This is a genomic window from Pseudonocardia sp. MH-G8 (genome assembly GCF_002262885.1).
GTDB lineage: Bacteria > Actinomycetota > Actinomycetes > Mycobacteriales > Pseudonocardiaceae > Pseudonocardia.
In genome coordinates, this window is sequence record NZ_NKYF01000015.1 from 186,076 (window position 1) to 206,576 (window position 20,501).

A 20,501-nucleotide genomic window follows, 5' to 3' on the forward strand; every position below is an offset into this window, starting at 1 on the left:
TGCGCGCCTCGGGCGCTCAGGACCGGTGCCCGCGGCGATCCGCCGCCCGGACGGCGTCCTCGTCGATCTCCACGCCCAGCCCGGGCGCGTCCCACCGTGAGATCGCGCCGTCGCGGAAGGCGAAGGGTGCGCGGTCGAGCACGTAGTCGAGCAGTTCGGCGGTCCCGGCGTTGTAGTGGATGCCGATGCTCTGCTCCTGGATCAGGAAGTTCGGGGTCACGAAGGCCACCTGCAGGCTCGCGGCGAGCGCCAGCGGCCCGAGGGGGCAGTGCGGGGCCAGCAGCGCGTCGAAGGTCTCCGCGAGCGCCGCGATCCGCCGGACCTCGGAGATCCCCCCGGCGTGCGAGAGGGCGAGGCCTGCACGACGTCGCCGATCCGGTGGGTGAACTCGGGCAGCACCGGCTCCTCGACGAACATCGGGTGCAGTGAGCCATTGCCAACCTGGTGAGGGGGCTGGCCAGCGGTTGTGCGGCGTGGCGTGCGGCGCGGGACTGGATGTGCCAGCGCTGCGGCCGTCGTGGACAGCTTGGTGGGGGCGGTGGTAAAGGTGGCGCCCACCGTCCTGGGCGGACGGATCGATCGCGTCGCCTTCGCGGTTGGAGTGTCCGACACTCCTACGTCCGACCTGTTCCCTAGAGTCCGGCGGGTGAGTGAGAACGAAGCGTTGGATCGGACCCGCCGAGACTACGACGAGGTCTCCGAGTTGTACGACGACATGGTGCGACAGGGCGACCAAGTCATCGATGCGCTGTCAGCAGGGATGATCAACACCTTCGCCGACCTCGTCCGCGCCGGTGGGTCGGTGGGTGCTGTGGTCGATGCGGGTTGCGGTCCCGGACAGTGGACCGATCACCTGGATCGAGCCGGTATCCGGGCTTACGGGATCGATCTGTCACCGGCCATGGTCGCGATCGCCCGCCGGTATCGTCCCGACCTGCGCTACGAGGTCGGTTCTATGCTCCATCTCGACGCAGGGGACGAGTCGATCGCGGGCATCCTGGCGCACTTCTCGTTGATCCACACGCCGCCGGACCTGCTTCCGCGCGTCCTGACCGAGTTCGCCCGAGTGGTAGAGCCGGGCGGACCCCTGCTGATCGGTGTGCAGATCACCGACACCGCAGACGCCAACGGTTGGGTCCCGTACGACCACAGAGCCTCACCGGCGTATCTGTGGACCCTCGACGCGCTCGCCGACCGACTGCGCGAGCACGACTTCGCCGAGCTCGGACGCCTGCGAATCGTTGCTCCGACGCCAGGCAAGCCCCCCGCCGGATACCTGCTGGCGCGCCATGACGCCAGAAGTAACGAATGAATTTTGCCGACCTGGGCGGGCAGTCAGCGGTGTGCAGCGTGGCGTGACCTCGAATGGGTGAATCTCCTGGTAGACGGGCGATTGCCTAGATCAACACGTCCCACCAGGAGCTTCAACGTGCTGTCCTACCCGTCCGGGATGACCGTGTCCAGCCGCGCCCTCGGCGTGCTCTCCGCTGCGCTGCGAGCGCAGCGCAACCAGCGCCGAACCCGGTGGCGGAAGCTCTCGCCCGGCCGGCAGGCGCTGCTCGTGGTCGCGCACCTGCGTAAGGGCGAGACCTACGCCGACCTGGCCTGCGGCTTCCGCATCGGGACCTCGACGGTGTACCGGTACATCCGTGAGGCGCTCGAACTGCTCGCCGCGATGGCTCCCACCCTGGCCCAGGCGATCGAGGTCGCCCGCCGCAAGGCGTTCGTGATCCTCGACGGCACCCTGCTGCGCATCGACCGGGTAGGCATGACATCGGGCTATGACCGGGCCTTCTACTCCGGCAAGCACAAGGCCCACGGGCTGAACGTGCAGGTCGTCGCCGACCCGATCGGCCGGCTGGTGTGGATCTCGCCGCCGCTGCCCGGCGCGAGACATGACATGGGCGCTGCCCGTGAGCACGGGATCATCGACGCGCTGGCCACCCACGAGATCCCGCGGCGGCCGACACCGCCTATCAGGGCGCCGGGCCGACGGTCGCGGTTCCGCAGCGGCGCCGTCGGAAGGATCTGGGCACCGGCCGCTACCGGCGCCTGTCCCGGAACCAGAAGGACGTCAACACCGCCCACGCCCGCCGCCGTGGACCCGGCGAGCGGGCCAACGCCGAGCTGAAGAACTGGCGGGTCCTGCGGAAGATCCGCTCCAGCCCGAACAACGCCCACCGGCTCATCGCCGCAGTTCAGACCCTCATGATCGCCAGCGCATGATCAGGTTGGCAAAGGCTCAGTGGCGCCAGGTCCGCCAACTCGGGTGCCGTGCCGCGCTGGACAGCCATCATGCGAGGAATGAGGCGGGTCTCGTCCGGTCCGGATGACCGGGGAACGCGCCGGCGATGTTGAAGGCGCAGGCTGACTGCGCCGATGGCGCCGATGGCGCCGGTGCCGACGATGTCCATGGCTACGTTGTCGGCGCGAGCTTGCTGGTGCCGTACGGGCTGGTCGGCGCAGCGGCGGCGCTCTCGTTGATGGGCTGGGTGACCTGGTCGCCGTACACGCCGCACGTCGAAGCGAGAACCAGTCGCCGCGTGCCGGTCTCACTCATCGTGTGAAGCAGGACGAGCGTGCCGCCTACGTTCGTCTGCCAGCAAAGCCACTTGTCGCAGGCACACGGGCAACACCGCATAACGCTGGTAGACGCGCCGCGGACCGATCACGGTCCGCGGCGTGCACGGGCCGGCGATGCCCGCCCCCATCCGTCCACGTCGAGGAGCGTGTGCTACGGATTCCGGCGGGGTTTCTGTTCCGGGTCGATCCATTTCGGCGGGATGAACTCCGGTAACCCGTCACGGATCCGCACCACCTATCCGGAATCGTGGATCAGGCGGTGGTGGACTTTGCACAGACTGACCAGGTTGTTCAGTTCGGTGGGTCCGCCGTGCTCCCATTCCCAGATGTGGTGGATTTCGCACCAGGATGGTGTCCGGTCGCAGCCCGGGTGCGCGCATCCACGGTCGCGGGCGGTGACCGCCCTGCGCAACCCGTCGGGGATCACCCGGGTGGAGCGCCCCACGTCCAGGGGTTGCCCGGCGCCGTTCATGACGATGGGTACGACCGCGGCGTCGCAGGCCAGCATCCGTAGCGAGGCGGGGCTCATGCGGCCGCCGAAGTCGAGCATCGCCGAGCGGGCGCGGGTTTCGAGGTCTTCGAGCCGGATCAACACGTTCAGGTGTGGGCGCCGCCCGCCGGCGTCGGGGAGGGTGGCGTGGTCGGCGTGGGCGAGGACGAACCCGCACGCGTCGGCGAGGGCTTCGGCCTGACGCTGCCCCGTCGATCGTTGATCATCGCGGCCGAGGGGCTTGGCTTTGGCGTCGATCACGGTGGCGATCGCGTCGAACATCGCCGGATCGTCGAACTGCCCGCTGATCGTGCCGCCCGACCCGTCGCGACGCTTGCGGACCTGCAGCCGGTTGACCGGCTCCGGCGGATTGTCATCAGGCTCGGGACCGTCGCCGTCCAGCGGCTTCCAGGAGCTGGGTGCCCAGCTTGCGTAGCTGCCCGGGCGAGTACTCGCCGGCCATACCGGCCAGCTGCTCTTCCAACCCCGCCCGCTGCCAGTCGGTGATCCGCCCGGCCTCGGGAGTGTTGAGAAGGGCGGCGATGACCTCGACGTGACGCAGCCCGGCCTGCCCGGCCGCGAACGCCTTCCCCGTCGCCGGGAGCCGGGCGGGCAGCACGGTGCCGTCGAGCCCGATCTGCTCACACGCCTGCTCCGCGGCCACCACCCGGCGGCGGGCTTCGTAGGAGTCGCAGCCCAGAAGGTCGGTCAACGCGCCTTCGGGTTTGCGATAGCCGCGTTCGGCGAACGTGCCGCGCCGTTGCAGGGCGGCGGTGGTGGAGACGGTGAGGTAATCCAGTTGCCGTGACACGCCTTCGGTCACCGACAACACCGACATCAGTTCACCGTCGGAGGCCAGGGCGGATTCCGCAGCCGTCCGCAATTCCTCGATCGCCTCGTGGAGGCGTTCGTATGCGGCGACTGCGGACATGCCCCCGAGTTTAGTCGAACAGGTGTTCGATGGCATGGGTCTGTTCGGGTGGTTGACCGGTTTGCAATCGTGAGCCTTCGCGGTAGCGCGGCTGGGTGGCATATCCGGTCTGCTCCACGCCGAACGACGCCGGCGCCGAACCCGCCGCGGCTGCCGCGCCCTCGGGTCATGGCGACACGCGGTGCCCGTACTGGGCTGGTTCCTCGACGCCACCCGGCTCGCCCAGCTCGCGGCCGACAACCAGATCAGCAGCTCAACGGCCTACCGCTACCTGCACGAGGGCATCGACGCACTCACCGCCTGGGCCGACGAGGATCACGCGGTCCTCGCCGACCTGGGCTACGAGGGCGAGAACACCCGATACCGCATTCCGCGACCCGGGCGCTGGCTGAACGTGGGAACTCGCTGCTCAAGACCACCTTCAAGGCCCTGCGCCGGGTCACCTGCTGCCCCTGGCGGATCGGCATGATCACCGCTGCCGCAATGGTCCTCCTGCACCACGAGCACGACCGGACGACCGGACGACCCGATCGCAGCGTTACCGGGAAAGGCTCAGTGACCTTTTCGGTGTGAAGGCGGATGCGACGGCGAGCGGTCGACTGCCACCCTCCACCTCCGCCATGCGGGCGGCCCGCGCCGGTCTTGTCAATCTTGCTCGACGTCGGTGCAGAAGACGTCCTCGTCCGGCAGTTGGCCGGTGTTCAGGAAGTGGACGGTAGCCCCGTCGGCGCAGGCCGAGCCCTCGTTGTAGACGTAGTGCCCGCCGTTGTCGACACCGACGAAGGCGGCGCGGTCGCCGAGGACCTCGCGCAGCCCTTGTCCGGAGTCCCACGGTGTGGCGTGGTCCCGACGGTTCTGCAGGATCAAGATGTCACCGGGGCCCGTGTCGGTCACGGTGACCGGCTTCTCGATCGGGGCCGTCCAGAAGGCGCATGGCCAGATGTTGGCCGGCATGCCCGCCGTGAGAGGCCAGGCCTTGCGGTCGGTGGCGCTACGGGTGGCGTAGCCGGCAACGTCGCGGGGCCACTCGGCGTCACCGCAGGTGAGTGCCAGGAACATGGTCGCCTGGTTGTCCGCGGGGACGCCCGGAGTGGGCGGCGACTCGGCGAACACCTGCTCGAGCACCTCGCCGTCGGCCGCGGTGAGGTGACCATCCGCGAGGTTCGCGGCGGCCTTCCAGACCTGCGCGAGGATCGGCAGGGTCTTGTTGTCGAGGAGCAGTGCATAGGTGACGGTGCGCAGGATCGCTCCGTTCATGGACTGCTGCGTGCCCGGAACCGGCGCCGGCTTGCGGTCGAGCCGATCGGCGAGCGCGAGATAGGTCCGGGTGACCTCGTCGACGGTGTCGCCGAGCCCGAGGGCGCCGTTCTGCGCCGCGGCGACGGCGGCCGCGTCGGGGAACCGTTCGGCCATGCTCTTGCCCCAGCCCTGCGCCTCACCGGACCAGACCTCGGTGGGGTCGACGTTGCCTTCGAGGATCATGCGGTCGGTCTGCTCCGGGTACAGCGAGCTGTAGACGGCACCCAGGTAGGTGCCGTAGGACCGACCCCAGTAGGAGATCTTCTTCTCGCCGAGCGCCTCGCGGATGCGGTCCAGGTCACGAGCGGTGTTGGCGGTGGTGAAGTACCGCAGGTCCTCGCCGGCCGTGGCGGCGCACTTCTGGGCTTCGGTGCGGGCCAGTCGGACGTTCGCGTCGATCGAGCCGTCAGCGGCTGGATAGGGGAAATGCCCTGGCACGCCGGCGACCTCGAGGCCGCAGCTCTGCGGGGTGCTGTGCCCGACGCCGCGCGGATCGAAGCCGATCAGGTCGTAGCCGTCCAGGACGGACTTCGGCAGCGTCGGTGCCATCGCGGCGGGCATGTCGAGACCCGACAGGGCGGGGCCGCCCGGGTTCAGCAGCAGGGCACCGTGCCGCTTCGCGGGGTCGGCGGCGGCGAGCCGGGAGATCGCCACCTCGATCGACGTGCCGTCCGGCTCGTCGTAGTTCAGCGGGACCTCTACCGTTGCGCAGGTGAGCTCGGAATCCCGGGCCACTCCCCTCGCCGCCTCCGGGCAGGGTCCCCACTCGATCGCGGCGGACTCGGCCCGGTCCGCGGGCGCGGGGCGGTCTTCCTCGTGCGCGGCGTCGCTACAGGCCACGGTCAGTGCCGCGGCCGTCAGGACCGTGGCGAACCTGCGGCCCCGTGACCGGCCGGATACCCCGACACCACGTGTCTTGTTCATCGCCCTCGTCCTTCGATTCGGCTCGGCCGGCCGCATTCGCCCGACAGCCCGTGTTGCCGGCGACGAAGCTATCGAGAACGGGATTCGGCTCACGTCACCCCGGAGCGGACAGATTCTGTAGCTCGCACGGGGGATGGAGATCCGTCCAACACGGAAGTGCCTACCGGACAAGCGGCTGAGACGGTTGTTCTCACGGGTTGGCCGTAGCTGCGCCGGCCGGCGGCCGCGAGTACGCCGAAGCATGGATCGAGCATCGCGACCTGGAAGGGCGTCGGGGCCAAACCCGACGCCGACGGCCGCTCGATTCGCGGTGTGGTCGGGTAGCCCGAAGATCGCGACCCCTGCGTCACTGCCCGTCCGGAGGCGCACCATCGCGTGTTCGTGGTGGCCACCGCGGTGATCTCCCCGTCCGCTCGAGCTTTCAGCTAACTGTTTCTCATGTTGAAGGTAGCTGATACTCTGAAGGCCGTGCCGAACTCCGGAGCCGCCAGCGAAGCCCCACGGTCCGAAGCCTTCAGCGTCGACGAGCTCGATCATTTGGTGACGTGGACGCTGGTGCGCGCCGCCCGCCGGGTCGAGCGGATGCTGGTTGACCTGTTCGCCGCCCACTCCCTGACGCCGGTCCAGTTCGGCGTGCTCGCGCACCTGAGCACCGGCGCCCGGTTCACCCAGTCTCAGCTGGCCCGCGCGGTACTGATCCGCCCCCAGAGCATGAACACCGTCGTTGCGGAGATGACCGACCGCGGGTTGCTCGAGCGGGTCGGGGCGGGGGGCAGAGGCCGACCTACGCCGCTCAGGTTGACCCGTGCCGGTTCCGACGTGTTCAGGGCGATCCTGCCTTCGGTTCGCTGGGCGAACGAGCCCGCGCGTCTCGGACTCGACGCACGCCGGGCCGCACGGCTCAACCAGCTCCTGCACGGCGTTCTGGAGTCGGATCTCCCGACCGAGTTCGAAGTCGATTTCCGTACCCCCCGAATGCCTCACTAGCCGCTTCCCGCACTTGTTCACGCAACAAAGGAGCCGCCACATGCCGCTACTGTTGACCCGATCCGATCTCCGTCCGCTGGCGAACAGCGACGACGCGCTCGACGGGGCTATCGATGCGGTCGAGGCATCGCTGCTGTCCAGTCACGCCGGTGACCGCGGTGAGACCACGTTCACCGGCCTCACCCTGCCCAACGGCGACGAGCTGGCCAGCCAATTCGCCGCCAGCGCAGAAGGCGCAAACCTCCGGATCTTTCCGCGGACCTTCGAAGGGACCCGACGGAACGCCTGGGTCGGCATGGAGATCAGCGGAACGACCGGCGGGATCGAGAGCCTGATCGCGCTCGACGACCTCAACAACTTGCGGACATCCGTTCCCGCCGCGGTCGGGGTCCGGCACCTTGCACGGGAAGGCGCCACCACGTTGGCGATCCTCGGCAGCGGCGCAATGGCACACAGCCACGCGAGGACGATCGCGCGGGTGATGCCAAGCCTCGAGACCGTCCGGGTCTGGAGCCCGACCCCACAGCATCGAGAGGTGTTCGCCAAGGAGATCGCCCAGCGCCTGGACCTGGATGCAACCGCTGCCGACACCATCGAAGCCGCGGTCGAGGCGGCTGACGTGATCACTGCCGCAGGCCGCTATCGGCCTGGGCAGCCGGCACTTCCCGACCCCACGGCGGTCCGTGCCGGCACGCTACTCGTCAGCATGACCGGATCCGGCATGAACCTTCTCGAGGGAGGCGCACGACTGGTTGTGCCGACATTCCAGCGTCCGGAGCTCATCTCCTCCGGCTTCTCCAGCGGATTCCTGGAGCAAGGCTCACCCGCAGCCCCGGCGAATGCGCTGCAGCTGGCCGAGGTGATCCTCGGCAATGTACCCGAACTCGGGTCCGGGTCGACCACACTGGTGTACGAACTGGGCGCACCATATCTATGGGACATGCCGATCTTCGGCTGGATCAGAGAGTGGGCGAGAACTCGTGGCGCCGGTTCTCGGATAGATTTCTCGTCGTGAGGGAAGCCGTCAGTTCGCACGACTCCTTGGCAGCATCAGACCGGGCGGCTGGAGGCAGTGACGGCGCCGGTCGGATCAGACCGTCCAGGAGCGCTCCGCGCCTGACCGCACACGGAGCCGAAGCACCGACCGCCCATGACGTCGAGCCTGGATGCAGGTCAGAGAGGCACGCCTGACCGGAGGTGGGCGAGCCCGCGGTCGATCCGCTCGGCGTAGTTGCGCACGGTGGTCTGCGGCGCGCCCGCGACGACGGCGGCGAACACCCCGAGCAATGCGCCGGTGAAGGTGTGCACCTCGAGGTCGTCCCGGTCCCGCTCGGCCCGCCTCGCCACTTCGTCCCGGAGGACGGACGCCAGCAGCATCAGCTGCTCGAACGACGCTGCGCGCAGGTCCGGGACGGACAGGACGAGCCGCTGACGGCGCCGCTCCTGCGTCCAGGTCTGCTCGTCGAACCCCTCGGCCGCGTCGTGCACCGCCCGGTGGATCGTCTCGAGCAGGTCCGAGCCCGGGGGTCGGGCGCGCAGCGCGTCCAGGAACGCGGGGGTGAACCTGTTGTGCGCAACGGTGTCCTCCTTGTTCGGGAAGTACCGGAAGAAGGTGCTGGGCGAGACCTCGGCCGCTTCGGCGATCTGCTCGACCGTGGTGTGGGTGTAGCCCTGTTCCTCGAACAGCCGCAGCGCATGCTCCTGGATCAGCGCACGGGTTCGCGCCTTCTTCCGCTCCCGCAGCCCAGGGATGACCGGAGCCGTGCCCGTCGCGGTTCCCTCCGTCACTGGTCCTCCGCTCGTTCCGCTGGGCGGCCGGGTACGTCCATCGAGTCGCGGTCAGGCACCTCCTTCGGCGCCCGTGGACCGGTCGGCGACGGCAGGCCGGACCGCGGCGGCCACCAGCACGCAGACCACCGTAACCGCCGCGCACGTCCACAGCGCCGCGGACATTCCCGCCGTGAACGACGCGCGCACGGCATCGGCGAACTGCGGCAGCCCGAGCTGCTCGGCGACAGCGATGCCCGAGGCACCGCTGTAGCTCGCCGACCCGGCGGCCTCCGGCGGCAGCTGGAATGTATCCAGCGAACCCCGGTAGTTCGTGGCCAGGACACTGCCCATCACCGCGACGCCCAGCACGGCCCCGACCTGGCGCTGCGCCTGCAACAGCGCCGACCCGCCGCCGCTCTTCTCGGTGGGGATCGCTTCCAGCGTGATGTCGATGGCGGGCGGCATCGACATCCCGAACCCGAACCCGATCAGCACCGTCCACCCGACGGCGTAGCCGAACCCGGAGTCCGCGCCGTTCATCGCACCGAGGACCAGACCCACCGCGAGCGCAACGAAGCCGGCCATGATCACACCCCGCGAACCGATCCGCGGCCGCAGCGGCGCCCCGACCTGCACACCGACGATCATCGCGACGACCAACGGCAGCAGCCACAGACCGGTCTCCAGCTCGCTCGCACCGAGAACGGCCTGGAAGAACTGCGGCAGGACGAACATGATCCCGAACACCGAGAACTGGACGAACGCGGACAGGACCGAGCCCAGCGTGTAGTTCCGGTCGCCGAACAGGGTGAGGTCGGCCAGCGGTTCGGCCACGCGGCGCTGCCGCAGCACGAAACCGGCGAGCGCGACGAGCCCGACCCCCATGGCCAGCAGCGCAACCGGGGCGAACCAGCTGGTCTCGCCTGCGTCGATGAGCCCGTAGGACAGGGCGCACAGACCCGTCACGGCCAACACGAACCCGAGCACGTCGATGCGCGGAGGGCGCGAGGCCGTCGACTCGGGCACCAGGATCGCCAGGCCGACGAACGCGATCACCACCAGCGGCACGTTGATCAGGAAGACCGAGCCCCACCAGAAGTGCTCCACCAGCAGGCCACCGACGATCGGCCCGAGGGGGATCCCCGCCGAGATCGCCACCGACTGGATCCCGATCGCCTTCGCCCGCTCCTCGGGCGGGAAGATCGCCACCAACACGGCCAACCCGAGCGTGTTGAGGAACGCCGCACCCACACCCAGCAGCGCCCGTCCGGCGATCAGCAGCTCGGGCGAGGTGGCAGACGCACACACCAGCGACGCGAACCCGAAGAACGCGAGCCCGCCCAGCAGCAGCTTCTTGCGCCCGAACCGGTCACCCAACTGCCCTGCGGGCAGCAGCAACGTCGCCAGTACCACCGTGTAGGCGTTCACGATCCACTGCAGCTCGCCGGTCGAGGCGTCCAGGTCGGTCGCCACCAGGGGCACAGCGACGTTGAGCACGGTCAGGTCGAGCCCGACCACGAGCAGCACCAGCGACAGGACACCCAGCGCCCACCACCGTCGTGGGTGCACCTCAGCTGTGACATCGCCTCCTGAATGACAGGCCATACTATTTGACAGTAAATGTCACTTTATGCGAGGGCAACCCGCCTCACCCACCCGAGGCGCCGATCCGCGCCGCCGAGTTCCGCATCCGCATCGTCACCACCGAACCAGTACCCACCACCGGCGAGCCGTTCGCCTACGACGTCGCCGCCCTCCCGCTGGCCGCCGCGGGGCTGCTCAACCCGATGATCGCCGGGGCCGCGACGGCGTTCAGCTCGGCGTTCGTCCTGGCCAACAGCCTGCTCTGCGCCGGTTCTGCTGCACGTGCCCCGGGTCGGTCCGTCAGACCGAGCCGGCGCGCTTGCGGCCCGGCAGGAGCAGTCCGAGCAGGGCGCCGATCGCGGCGCAGCCGCCGAGGACCAGGAAGATGTCGGCGAAGGCGGTTGCGGCCACGTCCAGTTGGAGCGCCGCATAGAGCGCCCGCAGCGTCACCCCGCCCTCCTCGGATGCGCGGGCGAGGGTCGGCGGCATCGCCGGTCCGGTGTGCATGAGGACGCTTTCGCCGACCATCAGCTGGGCCTGCAGGATGGTGAGCACGGCGCCGAGGCCGGCCACCGCGAGGGCGGAGACAGACCGGATGGCCACCTGGTTCAGCGCGCTGCCACTGGCGATCCGGTCCGGCGGGAGCGCGTTCATGCCGACGCTCATCGCCGGCATCATCGACAGCCCGACCCCGACGTTGAACAGCACGCTCCACCAGATGACGTCGGACTCCGAGACATTGGTGGTGACCTGCGCCATCAGCACACAGGCGAATGTCGTGAGCGCAAGGCCGCAGAACACGGGAAGGCGGGCGCCGAACCGGTCGTAGACGCGTCCCGCGACCGGCGCCATGGCCGCCATCGCCAGCGCGGAGGGCATCATCACCAGGCCGGCTTCGAGCGCGTTCAGCCCCATCACACCCAGCAGGAGCTGCGGGATGTAGAACAGCGAGCCGAACATGGCGGTCGTGACCAGCACCACGATCAGCAAACCGATGCTGTACGTCCGCGACAGGAACACCTTCAGGTCCAGCAGCGGCGTGTCCACCTCGTTCTCGACGACCACGAACAGCGCGAAGGCCAGCAGGCTGACGATCAGCAGGATCACCGTCGGATAGCTGGTCCACCCCCAGTCGTTGCCCTCCGCGGTGGCCATCAGGAGGGTCGTCAACGCGACCGCGATGGTGACGAAACCCCACAGGTCGAACGGCGGCCGGCTGGTCGACCCGGTCCTGGGCAGGATCTTCCACGCCGCCAGCACCACCGCGATCCCGATCGGGATCTTGGCGAAGAAGATCATTTGCCAGGTGGAGTTCTCCACGAACCAGCCACCCATCGCAGGGCCGACACCCGGCGCGACGACGATGCCGAGGCCGTAGAGGCCCATCGCCATGCCGATCTTCTCCCGCGGTGCCGTCGCGAACAGCAACGTCATCCCGAGCACGCCCAGCAGCCCGCCGGGCACCCCCTGCAGGAGCCGAAAGGCGATCATGCTGCCGATGTCCCACGACAGGCCGCACAACGCGGACCCGCCGGTGAACACGACCAGGCAGAGGATGTAGAGGCGGGTGATGCCGATCCGGTCGCTGAGCCACTTGCTCAGCGGTATCGCCACACCCATGGCGAGCGAGTAGCCGGTGGAAACCCATCGCCCGTCGTCCGCGCCTGCGCTCAGCGCACGCTCGATGGAGGGCAGGGCGACGTTCACGCTGCTCGTGTCCAACGCCGCGAGGAACGACCCCAGGGTCACCACCAGCAGTGTCGAGAACCAACCACCACCGGGCCGCTTCGCCCGATGTGCGGCACGCACCCGTTCGGCACCGGCCGCCCGCCTGGTGCTGGGGCCCGCCTCCCACACAGTGACCACGTCGGTCATCGCCCACCCCCGCAGAACCCAGTTGATGTACGTTCGTTCACCAACTAAGTGAACGAACGTACATCATCAGTTGCGGTGCGCGACGGGGAGCCACGCATGGGCGATTCGGACCCGAATCCGTCACCCCCGGGCGTGACCGGGGACACTGTCGGGCATGACGCCACCCGCCGCCGAGCACGTCAGGCGCACCCGCAACCCCTGGGGCGAGGGTGAACGGCTGCGCACCGAGATCCTGGAGGCGGCCAGCGGTCTGCTCTCCGAACTCGGCGGGGAGGCCGGCCTGAGCATCCGCGGGGTGGCCCGGGCCACCGGCGTCGCCCCCGGCAGCATCTACCAACACTTCCGCGACCTGAACGCGCTCGCCGAAGGCCTGCACGAGTTCGAATGTGAACGGCTGCTCGCGCTCCTCGAACGCGCCGCCGCCGGCCCGGCCGACCCCGTCGAGCAGCTGCGCGCCCAGCTCGTGGCCTACTGCGACTTCGCGCTCGCCAACCCCGGTCACTACCGGATCCTGTTCCGCCGTCCGGACGCCCCACCCCCGGACCCGTTGACCACCCCGCTCGGCCAGGTCGTCGGCGTGTTCGTCGCGGGATTCGAACGCTGCCGCGACGCCGGTCTCGGAGTCCGCCTGCCCGGCCGCGATGCCGGCCTGATGGTCTTCAGCACCATCCACGGCCGGGTCGCCATCCTCCTCAGCTACGGCACCGGCGACATCCACGAACACCTCGCGCGGACGATCGACCAACTGCTGTCGCTCCTCGTCGACACCTGACGCGGCGCCCACACCGCCGCCACGCGCTCGCGGCCGTCCCGAACACCTGCCGCTCGCCGGACGACGGTCCGTTCCATGCCCGCACTCGTCCGCGCGCTCCACCCGAAAGCGCGCGAGTGGGAGCTCAGCCGTGTACGGCGAGTCCGAAGAACTCGCTGATCGCCTGCGCGGTGTCGAAGGTGTGGTCGGTCCTGCCCACGAGGAGGCGGGGCCTGGCCGTCTTGGGCCCGGGAATGGTGTGACCGCCTCCGTGCACCGCGTAGAGGGTCACCGGCAGGTGGTCCGGCTGGCGGTGGTCGGTGCGCTCCACTCGGGTCGACCCGGCCGCGGCGCCCACGGGTGACGTGACGGGATCGGCGGTGATGCCGTTGCGGCGCGCGTAGTACGCGGCAGTATCCGGAGCCGACAGGCCCAGCCCGCGAGGAAGGAACCGGTACATCCTGGCCATTCCTCCCCCGTACGGGGTGATCGGATCCTTCGTCCCGTGCACGAACATGACGGGCACGGGCTGCCGCCGCGGGGAATCGGGAGCGAAGTTCTCCGGGACGGGCTGGGTCGCCGACAGGACGACCGCGCCCGCCAGCGCCGAAGGCATCTCGTGGATCAGCCGCATGACCAACTGTCCGCCGTTGGAGAACCCGACCACGTGCGCTCCCGCACCGTCGCCGCCGTAGCGGCTCCGCAGGAGATCGATGACCGCCTCGGCGAAGGCGACGTCGTCGACGCCGTCGGCCCGCGCAGCGGTGGAGTTGCTGATCTTGGCATCGTTCCAGTGCCGCTTGTAGCCATCGAGGTAGGCGACGACGGCCCCGCGCTGCGCCCCGATGTGATCGAAGGTGTTCGCGGTGAACGACCGGATCACGGCGGCGGACTGCATGGAGCCGTGGAACACCAACACGACCGGCACAGGGCCCGCAACCGGCTGCTGGTGGCGCACCACGGTCAGCGTGCGAGTCCGGCCGGCGACCACCACCGACTCGGGCGACACCCTGACCTCAGACGTCGTGTTCATGACCGGTCCCGTCCCCTACGAAGGCGGCAGCGGCGACTGCCCTGCCGTGCGGATGGCTCCACCGTACCGGAAACCGGATGAGCTATCCGATCGGACTTGCTATCCGACTTGCGTGCTAGCGTGACCCCATGACGGACACGGCCGCCGGCCGGCAGCCGGCGCTGCGCAAGGACGCCGCTCGAAACCGTCGCCGCATCGTGGAGGCTGCGCGGGCACTGGTGCACGACGGGAAGCCGGTCCCGCTCAATGCCGTCGCGCACGCGGCCGATGTCGGTGTCGGCACCGTCTACCGCCACTTCCCTACCCCGGAAGCGCTGGTCGAAGCCCTGGCCACAGACCGGTTCACCGCCCTGATCGACCAGGCCGAACACGCCGCCGCGGCATCCGATCCCCCGCGGGCCCTGCGCGCCTTCCTGAAGGCCGCCGTGACCGCCTACTTCCGGGATGACACCTTCGCAGCGGCGGCCGTCGACCCGAACCCCGCGACACCCGAAGTACAGGCCCTGCGCAACCGGCTCCACGACGCGCTCCGCGAGCTCCTCGCCCGGACGGCCGCCGACGACGCGTTGCACCCGGCGCTCACGGTCGCGGACATGATGCTGTTGCTGTGCGGAGTCGGCTTCGCCCTCCGTCACGCCGCTGACCGCGACGACCCCGCCCTGCCCGACCGCTACCTCAACGCCCTGCTCGACGGCGCCCTCACCCGCCACGAGCACGGCGGGTGAGGCGTGGCGCGGGACAAGGATCGCCGGTTCCTCGGCTGGGCCGCTCCCCGGCAACGACCTGATCTCCGACCCGAGGGCCACGAACGAGGCATCCAGTGGGAACGCTGGGCAGACCGGCAACACCCGACGGTACGCAGGCCGACTCCGGCGGTGCGCAGATCAGCTCAGCTCAGCTGAGCGCCAGGCACGACCCGCGGTACTCCATGATCGTGCGCGCGGCCGCCGAGCCGGCCCGCTACGCCACATCGCCCGAGAACGGGACTCGGCTTCGTCATCACAGGTTGGTCAGCAGAAGCCCGCGCGCACCTTCTCGCGCTCCCGCACCGGGCCGAACTCGGCAGGCTGGCAGGTGGTCTCGAGCACCGACATCCAGAGGTCACCATCGGGGTCGACCTGGTTGCGACGACTCGTCATCAGGGACAGCGGGACGTGCACGAAGCGTTGCCGCCACCGCGCGACGGCGGCCGCCGTGCGACCGGCCATGGCCGCGTGCACCGCGGCGTGGGCCAGCCGCAGGCAGTAGACGCCGTCGTAGGCGTTCGCGGCGACGCTGCGGATCGCGTAGCTCGGGTCGATGTAGCGGATCGTGGGCGCGAGGCCGACCGTCGTCAGGTGCGCGGTGATCCGCTGCTTGAGCAACTCCCCGATGTCACCGAGCTTGAGGTTGCCCGACGCGTCGGTTGCGCGACCGTTGTGCTCCGGTAGGCCGTGGTCCAGGAGCTCCTGGCCCGCCCCCTCGCCGAGGACGATCACCACGCGGCCCTTCGTCCGCACGTGCCTCTCGATGTGGGCCAGCAAGCCGTCCTCACCCTCGAGCACGAACGGCACCTCGGGGATCAGGACGATGTCCGCGGCACTGGATGCCAACGCGGCGTAGGTGGCGATGAAGCCCGAGTGGCGGCCCATCAGCTTCACGATCCCGACGCCGTTCGGGCTGGCCGCGGCTTCGACCGCGACCGCGGAGATGAATTCGGTGGCTCGCGCGAACGCGCTCTGGAACCCGAACGAATGGTCGGTGAAGGGCAGGTCGTTGTCGATCGTCTTCGGAACCCCGATGACCGCCATGTCGAGGCCGCGCTCCCGGATCGCATCGCTGAGGTACGTCGCGGCGCGCATCCCGCCGTCGCCACCGATGACGAACAGGATGTCGACGTCGCGCAGCACGAGGCTGTCGACCATCTCGTCGGCGTCCTGGCCGCCGCGTGAGCTGCCCAGGATGGTGCCGCCGGAGTGGTGGATGTCGCGGACGCCCTCCAGCGTCAGGTCGACGGTGTCGTAGCGGTTCTCGGCCGTCAGCCCCTGGAGGCCGTTGCGGAAGCCCAGGATCCGCTTGACCCGGTAGTGCACGGCGAGTTCCTTGACCAGACCGCGGATGACGTTGTTGAGGCCGGGGCACAGCCCTCCGCAGGTCACGATCCCCGCGGTCACCTCCGCGGGATCGAAGTAGATCTTGCGGCGTGGGCCCGCGGCTTCGAAACTGGGGGCCTGGACGGACGGCAGGCTGTGCTCGGCCAGCATCGAGACGGTGTCTTCGAGCAGGACCCGGTCGCCCTCTGCGACGTAGTGCGGCGAGGTCTGCTTCGTGGAGATCATCTCGTTCAACGGCGAGTCGAAACGACACTCGCCGAGGTCACGGACTCGGAGGTCTTCCAGGTGCAAAGTCACCGAATCTCCTTGGTGATGGCGGCGGCGTCAGTCGAAGGTGGTGTGCGTGATGTGGCGGATCTGGCCTCGGGAGATCAGCAGCGACTCGACGACGGTCGTGCCGCCTCCGGTGCGCGGCCTCCCGAGCAGGGGCCCGCCGTTGACCCCCGAGGCGACGAAGAACGCGTCTCCCGCCACGAGCTCGGCACAGTCGTAGACGCGGTCGAGTGACATGCCGGCCGCCCGGATGGCGTCCGCCTCCTCGTCGCGTTGCGGAGCCAGGCGGCCCAGCATGCCGCCACCCAGTGCTCGGACCGCCGCGGCCGTCATCACGCCCTCCGGTGTGCCGCCGACCCCGAGCAGGAGGTCGATGTCGAAGGTCGGCATCAGCACCGCCAGGCTCCCGCCGACGTCGCCGCCCGCAGGTGTCTGCACCGCCGCGCCCGCCCGCAGCACGCGGGCGATCAGCTCCTTGTGCCGCGGCTTGTCCATGATGACCACGCGCAGGTCGGCGACCTCCTTGCCGAGCGCCTCGGCGACCTTGGCCAAGGTCTTCTCGGGAGGGTCGTCGAGATCGATGACGTCCTTCGCCCGCGGTGGCACGACGATCTTGTCCATGTAGAACCCGGGCCCCGGCGACCACAACGTGCCGGCTTCGCCGAACGCGATGGTGGCCAGGGAACCAGGCAGATCCCGCGCGCAGAACGAGGTGCCCTCGAGGGGATCGACGGCGATGTCGAAGTCGGGTCCGTGGCCGTTGCCGACCACCTCCCCGTTGAACAGCATCGGGGCGTCGTCCTTCTCCCCCTCCCCGATGACCACGGTCCCCCGCCCCGGCGCGTCGGCCAGGGCAGCGCGCATGGCCGAGGTGGCCGCGGCGTCGGCGCCCTTCTGGTCGTTCCGGCCGACCCAGGCGTAGCCGGCCACCGCGGCGCTGCGGGTGGCGGCCAGCGCCACCGCTTCCAACGTGCTGATGTCTGCATCCGGCATCTCTCTGGCTCCTCAGGGTGGTGTCATCGGGTCGCGGAGGGCCCGGCAGTCACTCGAGGTTCGCGTGCAGGCGCCACAGCTCGCGGGCCTGGCTGCCGCCGGTCTTCCACAGCGAGTGGAACAGCGCGTCCGTGATCAGCAGTACGGACTGTTCGAACAGGCTGCCCGCGTACTGGACGGAGGCGGTGCCGTCGAAGTCCTGCTTGGCGGCGGCCGGGACGATGAGCACCTCGGTCGCGATCCCGGCCAGCGGCGAGTCGGCCGCCGTGGTCAGTGCGATCACGTCCGCGCCCTGGTCACGAGCCGTCTGCGCGGCCCGCACCACGCGGCCCGTGGTGCCCGATCCCGACGCCGCCACCAGGACGTCGCCAGAGCCGATCGCCGGAGCGGTGACCTCGCCGACGACGTGGGTCGGGAGCCCGAGGTGCATGAACCGCATCGCGGCCATCTGCAGGGCGAGCCCACTGCGCCCGGTCCCGACGGTGAACACCTTCGGCGCGTTGAGCAGCAACGCCCCGGCCCGCACCCAGGCCGCGGACTGGACCCCGGCACTCACCTTGTCCACCTCGCCGACGACGGCGCGGGTGGCGTCCGAGAAGTGAACGGGATCGAGCTTCTTGACAATCGACCGAGTCAACGAAATCTCCCTCTTGTGATCTGACTGCGGGTCATCCCCGCGCGGATGCCACGCTGCGCCGGGCCGCGTCGACCACGGCCTCGGTGGTGATGCCGAACTCCGTGAACAGGGTCGTGAAGTCGGCCGAGGCGCCGAAGTGCTCCAGCGACACGATCTCGCCCGCGTCCCCGGCGAACCGGTGCCACGGCGCAGCGATGCCCGCCTCCACGACGACCCGCGCCCGCACCGCGGGCGGCAGAACCTCGTCCCGGTAGGACCGGTCCTGCCGGTCGAACCACTCGACGCACGGCATCGACACCACCCGGGTCGGGATCCCGTCGGCTTCGAGGACCCTCCTGGCATCCACTGCCAGCTGGACCTCCGAACCGGTGCCGACCAGCACCACCTCGGGAGAGCCCGAGGTCGCCTCGGCGATCACGTACCCGCCGCGCGCGACCCCCTCGGCGGAGGTGCCTTCCAGGGTCGGCACGTTCTGGCGGGTGAGCGCCAGCCCTGCCGGGCCGCCGGTGTCCTCCAGCACGGCCTTCCAGGCGTGCGCGGTCTCGTTCGCGTCCGCCGGACGCACCACGGACAGACCGGGGATCGCGCGCAGCGACGCCAGCTGCTCGACGGGCTGGTGGGTCGGACCGTCCTCGCCGAGACCGATCGAGTCGTGCGTCCACACGTAGACGACCGGCAGCCGCATCAGCGCGGCCAGCCGCACCGCCGGGCGCATGTAGTCGCTGAAGATGAGGAAGGTGCCGCCGTAGGGCCGGGTGCCGCCGTGCAGCGCGATCCCGTTGAGGATCGACCCCATCGCGTGCTCGCGGATGCCGAAGTGCAGCGTGCGGCCGTACGGCTGGGCCGTCCAGGCCGCGGTGGAGATCTCGGTCGGGCCGAAGGAGTCCGCGCCCTTGATCGTGGTGTTGTTGCTCTCGGCGAGGTCCGCCGACCCGCCCCACAGCTCGGGCAGCACCTCCCCGAGCGTGGCCAGCACCGCGGCCGACGCCTTGCGCGTGGCGACCGTCCCGCCGTCCGCCTCCCAGGTCGGCAGGCCGTCGGCCCACCCGGCAGGCAGGTCGCGGGCGACGAGGCGGTCCAGCAGCGCCTTGCGTGCGGGGTTGGCCTGCGCCCAGGCGTCGAACTCGAGCTGCCACTTCTCGTGGTCGGCCCGGCCGCGCTCGGCCACCTCACGGGTGTGGCGCAGGACGTCGTCGTCGACCTGGAAGCTCTGCTCGGGGTCGAAGCCGACGGCGCGCTTGACCCCGGCGAGCTCCTCGGCCCCCAGCGCGGCGCCGTGCGCCTTGCCGGTGTTCATCAGGGTCGGCGCCGGGTAGCCGATCACGGTGCGCAGCACGATCAGCGTCGGGCGCGCGGTCTCGGCCTTGGCCTGCTCGACCGCCGCCAGGAATCCGGCGACGTCCTCGCCGCCGTCGACCGTGAGGACGTGCCAGCCATAGGCCTCGTAGCGCTTGGCGGTGTCCTCGGACAGGGCGATGCGCGTGTCGTCCTCGATCGAGATCTCGTTGCTGTCGTAGATCACGGTGAGGTTGCCCAGCTGCTGGGTGCCCGCCAGCGACGACGCCTCGGACGTGACGCCCTCCTCGATGTCGCCGTCGGACGCGATCACGTAGACCTGGTGGTCGAACACGCTCCTTCCCGGCTCGGTGTCCGGGTCGAACAGCCCGCGCTCACGGCGGGCGGCCATCGCCATCCCGACCGCGTTGGCCAGGCCCTGGCCGAGGGGGCCGGTGGTGGTCTCCACGCCCACGGTGTGCCCGTACTCGGGGTGGCCCGGTGTCAGGGAACCCCACCGGCGCAGGGCTTTCAGGTCGTCGAGCTCCAGGCCGTAGCCGGAGAGGAACAGCTGGATGTACAGGGTGAGGCTCGAGTGTCCGGCGGACAGCACGAACCGGTCCCTGCCGAGCCACTGCGCATCGCCGGGGTCGTGCCGCATGACTCGCTGGAACAGCGCGTAGGCGACGGGCGCGAGGCTCATCGCCGTGCCGGGATGTCCGCTCCCGCACTGCTCGACCGCGTCCGCGGCCAGTACGCGGGCGGTGTCGACCGCGCGCTGGTCCACATCGGACCAGTCCTCGGGCACTCGCCGGGTGGTCAGCCGAACGACCTCGCCGGCGGATTCATGTGGTGACATGGACGGGCACTCCCTGAGTTCGCCGCGTGGGGGTGGGTCAGCGGGTGGCGCGCTTCTTGAGCTCGGCCGCAGCGGCGCCCGGGTCAGAAGCGTTGTAGATGGCTCCACCGGCCACCGCCACCACCGCACCGGCCTCACGCACCG

18 protein-coding genes and 3 pseudogenes are annotated in these 20,501 nt (G+C 69.9%); 7 read left to right on the plus strand and 14 right to left on the minus strand.

The features are described 5' to 3' along the window. Positions 1 to 16: 16 nt before the first annotated feature. Positions 17 to 426: pseudogene (locus CFP66_RS50425) on the minus strand (enolase C-terminal domain-like protein); the annotation flags it as partial. Between the two features lie 220 nt (positions 427 to 646). Here CFP66_RS50425 and CFP66_RS28780 point away from each other — a divergent pair. Further along, on the plus strand, positions 647 to 1,312 hold the full coding sequence (locus CFP66_RS28780) for a class I SAM-dependent methyltransferase (RefSeq protein WP_143517414.1): 666 nt from the start codon (positions 647 to 649) through the stop codon (positions 1,310 to 1,312). Positions 1,313 to 1,429: 117 nt separating this feature from the next. Further along, positions 1,430 to 2,226 (plus strand): annotated as a pseudogene (locus tag CFP66_RS28785) (transposase family protein). Here CFP66_RS28785 and CFP66_RS50430 read toward each other — a convergent pair. From CFP66_RS50430 to CFP66_RS50015, 4 genes are all read right to left on the minus strand, one after another. Further along, complete coding sequence (locus tag CFP66_RS50430) at positions 2,199 to 2,414, minus strand: hypothetical protein (protein ID WP_143517415.1); 216 nt, start codon at positions 2,412 to 2,414, stop codon at positions 2,199 to 2,201. The pseudogene CFP66_RS28785 and the gene CFP66_RS50430 overlap by 28 nt on opposite strands. Positions 2,415 to 2,416: 2 nt before the next feature. Further along, positions 2,417 to 2,641, minus strand: a complete 225-nt coding sequence (locus tag CFP66_RS50435; protein WP_094928329.1) for an NAD-dependent epimerase/dehydratase family protein — start codon at positions 2,639 to 2,641, stop codon at positions 2,417 to 2,419. Positions 2,642 to 2,818: 177 nt separating this feature from the next. After that, positions 2,819 to 3,355 (minus strand): DUF222 domain-containing protein, encoded by a 537-nt coding sequence (locus CFP66_RS50010; RefSeq protein WP_369805190.1) that lies wholly within the window; start codon positions 3,353 to 3,355, stop codon positions 2,819 to 2,821. A 94-nt stretch (positions 3,356 to 3,449) separates the two neighbouring features. Further along, positions 3,450 to 4,004: a DUF222 domain-containing protein gene (locus CFP66_RS50015; RefSeq protein WP_158228257.1), complete on the minus strand. Its 555-nt coding sequence runs from the start codon at positions 4,002 to 4,004 to the stop codon at positions 3,450 to 3,452. A gap of 91 nt (positions 4,005 to 4,095) precedes the next feature. Here CFP66_RS50015 and CFP66_RS28805 point away from each other — a divergent pair. After that, positions 4,096 to 4,577: pseudogene (locus CFP66_RS28805) on the plus strand (hypothetical protein). Between the two features lie 72 nt (positions 4,578 to 4,649). On the opposite strand, the gene CFP66_RS28810 reads toward CFP66_RS28805, so the two are convergent. Further along, positions 4,650 to 6,227 (minus strand): alpha/beta fold hydrolase, encoded by a 1,578-nt coding sequence (locus CFP66_RS28810; protein ID WP_094928332.1) that lies wholly within the window; start codon positions 6,225 to 6,227, stop codon positions 4,650 to 4,652. A gap of 468 nt (positions 6,228 to 6,695) precedes the next feature. On the opposite strand from CFP66_RS28810, the gene CFP66_RS28815 reads away from it, so the two are divergent. Next, on the plus strand, positions 6,696 to 7,214 hold the full coding sequence (locus CFP66_RS28815; RefSeq protein WP_158228258.1) for a MarR family winged helix-turn-helix transcriptional regulator: 519 nt from the start codon (positions 6,696 to 6,698) through the stop codon (positions 7,212 to 7,214). Positions 7,215 to 7,254: 40 nt separating this feature from the next. Beyond that, the gene (locus tag CFP66_RS28820) at positions 7,255 to 8,229 is read left to right on the plus strand and encodes a hypothetical protein (protein ID WP_094928334.1); all 975 of its coding nucleotides are present in this window, start codon (positions 7,255 to 7,257) and stop codon (positions 8,227 to 8,229) included. Between the two features lie 158 nt (positions 8,230 to 8,387). Here the strand turns inward: CFP66_RS28820 and CFP66_RS28825 are convergent, their stop codons facing one another. The 3 genes from CFP66_RS28825 to CFP66_RS28835 all read right to left on the minus strand — a co-directional run bounded on the left by CFP66_RS28825 (position 8,388) and on the right by CFP66_RS28835 (position 12,443). Beyond that, positions 8,388 to 9,002 carry a TetR family transcriptional regulator gene (locus CFP66_RS28825; RefSeq protein ID WP_094928335.1) on the minus strand — a complete coding sequence of 205 codons (615 nt, stop codon included), beginning with the start codon at positions 9,000 to 9,002 and terminating at the stop codon, positions 8,388 to 8,390. A gap of 51 nt (positions 9,003 to 9,053) precedes the next feature. Then, positions 9,054 to 10,553, minus strand: a complete 1,500-nt coding sequence (locus CFP66_RS28830) for an MFS transporter (protein WP_158228259.1) — start codon at positions 10,551 to 10,553, stop codon at positions 9,054 to 9,056. Between the two features lie 315 nt (positions 10,554 to 10,868). Beyond that, positions 10,869 to 12,443, minus strand: coding sequence for a DHA2 family efflux MFS transporter permease subunit (locus tag CFP66_RS28835; RefSeq protein ID WP_094928337.1), 1,575 nt, complete (start codon positions 12,441 to 12,443; stop codon positions 10,869 to 10,871). A 154-nt stretch (positions 12,444 to 12,597) separates the two neighbouring features. Here CFP66_RS28835 and CFP66_RS28840 point away from each other — a divergent pair, with 154 nt between their 5' ends. Continuing rightward, positions 12,598 to 13,215 (plus strand): TetR/AcrR family transcriptional regulator, encoded by a 618-nt coding sequence (locus CFP66_RS28840; protein ID WP_233159793.1) that lies wholly within the window; start codon positions 12,598 to 12,600, stop codon positions 13,213 to 13,215. Positions 13,216 to 13,339: 124 nt separating this feature from the next. On the opposite strand, the gene CFP66_RS28845 is transcribed toward CFP66_RS28840, so the two are convergent. Continuing rightward, positions 13,340 to 14,227, minus strand: coding sequence for a PHB depolymerase family esterase (locus CFP66_RS28845; protein WP_094928338.1), 888 nt, complete (start codon positions 14,225 to 14,227; stop codon positions 13,340 to 13,342). 128 nt (positions 14,228 to 14,355) lie between these two features. On the opposite strand from CFP66_RS28845, the gene CFP66_RS28850 reads away from it, so the two are divergent. Further along, positions 14,356 to 14,952, plus strand: a complete 597-nt coding sequence (locus CFP66_RS28850; protein ID WP_094928339.1) for a TetR/AcrR family transcriptional regulator — start codon at positions 14,356 to 14,358, stop codon at positions 14,950 to 14,952. 285 nt (positions 14,953 to 15,237) lie between these two features. Here the strand turns inward: CFP66_RS28850 and CFP66_RS28855 are convergent, their stop codons facing one another. The 4 genes from CFP66_RS28855 to tkt are packed head-to-tail and all read right to left on the minus strand — an operon-like array spanning position 15,238 to position 20,357. After that, a complete protein-coding gene (locus CFP66_RS28855; protein ID WP_094928340.1) occupies positions 15,238 to 16,617 on the minus strand; it encodes an ATP-dependent 6-phosphofructokinase in 1,380 nt (459 codons plus the stop codon). A gap of 27 nt (positions 16,618 to 16,644) precedes the next feature. Then, entirely contained in the window at positions 16,645 to 17,586 is a 942-nt protein-coding gene (locus CFP66_RS28860) for a fructose-bisphosphatase class II family protein (RefSeq protein WP_094928341.1), read from the minus strand. Between the two features lie 49 nt (positions 17,587 to 17,635). Further along, a complete protein-coding gene (gene hxlB / locus CFP66_RS28865) occupies positions 17,636 to 18,223 on the minus strand; it encodes a 6-phospho-3-hexuloisomerase (protein WP_094928342.1) in 588 nt (195 codons plus the stop codon). Positions 18,224 to 18,254: 31 nt separating this feature from the next. Then, positions 18,255 to 20,357, minus strand: a complete 2,103-nt coding sequence (gene tkt, locus CFP66_RS28870; RefSeq protein ID WP_198961724.1) for a transketolase — start codon at positions 20,355 to 20,357, stop codon at positions 18,255 to 18,257. Positions 20,358 to 20,501: the final 144 nt, after the last annotated feature.

What these genes read in the sequence shown, in the direction of transcription:
- CFP66_RS50430 (WP_143517415.1), bottom strand. Translation starts at nt 2,414, where the DNA reads ATGGACATCGTCGGCACCGGCGCCATCGGCGCCATCGGCGCAGTCAGC.
- CFP66_RS50435 (WP_094928329.1), bottom strand. Translation starts at nt 2,641, where the DNA reads ATGCGGTGTTGCCCGTGTGCCTGCGACAAGTGGCTTTGCTGGCAGACG.
- CFP66_RS50010 (WP_369805190.1), bottom strand. Translation starts at nt 3,355, where the DNA reads ATGTTCGACGCGATCGCCACCGTGATCGACGCCAAAGCCAAGCCCCTC.
- CFP66_RS50015 (WP_158228257.1), bottom strand. Translation starts at nt 4,004, where the DNA reads ATGTCCGCAGTCGCCGCATACGAACGCCTCCACGAGGCGATCGAGGAA.
- CFP66_RS28810 (WP_094928332.1), bottom strand. Translation starts at nt 6,227, where the DNA reads ATGAACAAGACACGTGGTGTCGGGGTATCCGGCCGGTCACGGGGCCGC.
- CFP66_RS28820 (WP_094928334.1), top strand. Translation starts at nt 7,255, where the DNA reads ATGCCGCTACTGTTGACCCGATCCGATCTCCGTCCGCTGGCGAACAGC.
- CFP66_RS28835 (WP_094928337.1), bottom strand. Translation starts at nt 12,443, where the DNA reads ATGACCGACGTGGTCACTGTGTGGGAGGCGGGCCCCAGCACCAGGCGG.
- CFP66_RS28840 (WP_233159793.1), top strand. Translation starts at nt 12,598, where the DNA reads ATGACGCCACCCGCCGCCGAGCACGTCAGGCGCACCCGCAACCCCTGG.
- CFP66_RS28845 (WP_094928338.1), bottom strand. Translation starts at nt 14,227, where the DNA reads ATGAACACGACGTCTGAGGTCAGGGTGTCGCCCGAGTCGGTGGTGGTC.
- CFP66_RS28850 (WP_094928339.1), top strand. Translation starts at nt 14,356, where the DNA reads ATGACGGACACGGCCGCCGGCCGGCAGCCGGCGCTGCGCAAGGACGCC.
- CFP66_RS28860 (WP_094928341.1), bottom strand. Translation starts at nt 17,586, where the DNA reads ATGCCGGATGCAGACATCAGCACGTTGGAAGCGGTGGCGCTGGCCGCC.
- tkt (WP_198961724.1), bottom strand. Translation starts at nt 20,357, where the DNA reads ATGTCACCACATGAATCCGCCGGCGAGGTCGTTCGGCTGACCACCCGG.